The sequence below is a fragment of the Candidatus Symbiothrix dinenymphae genome (assembly GCF_001431085.1).
In genome coordinates this window covers 1-551 of the sequence record NZ_BBRU01000278.1, presented here as the reverse complement: position 1 = coordinate 551, position 551 = coordinate 1, and the positions used below count along the sequence as shown (strand labels likewise).

1 pseudogene is annotated in these 551 nt (G+C 46.3%); it reads right to left on the bottom strand.

Annotated features, from left to right (window positions below):
* Positions 1-551 (bottom strand): annotated as a pseudogene (rpoB, locus tag ASC50_RS03560) (DNA-directed RNA polymerase subunit beta); the annotation flags it as partial.

Sequence of the window (551 nt, the reverse complement as noted above, 5' to 3'; positions counted from 1 at the left end):
GCCATCGTCCCGGAACGGCATATCTTCGGCGCGCACAATGCGGGACACAATGCCCTTGTTGCCATGACGACCGGCCATTTTGTCACCCACTTGCAGTTTACGTTTTTTCGCAATATACACTTTCGCCATTTGAACGATGCCGTTTGGCAACTCGTCACCGATGGTCAAGTCGAATTTCACACGTTTCATTTCGCCGTCAATTTCTTTGTATTTGCGAACGTAATTGGCTATCAATGCGATGATTAACTCACTTTTCTGCGGGTCGGCAATCCATTTGGAATTGGCAACTTGCAAATAGTCTACATTCTCCAATATGACTTTCGTGAAGCGCAACCCTTTGGCTACCAATTCCATACCCATAAAGTCTTTCACCCCTTGCGACACTTTACCTTCCACAAGTGAGTGTAACTTCCTGACTAACTCGGTTTTAAGTGCCGCTTGTTTGACTTCATATTCTTCGTCAATCTGCGGAAGCAGTACTTTGTGACCCAATTTGCTTTTGCCGGTAGCGGTCTTTTTCGCCGCCGCTTTGGAAAACAAATTGCGACCAA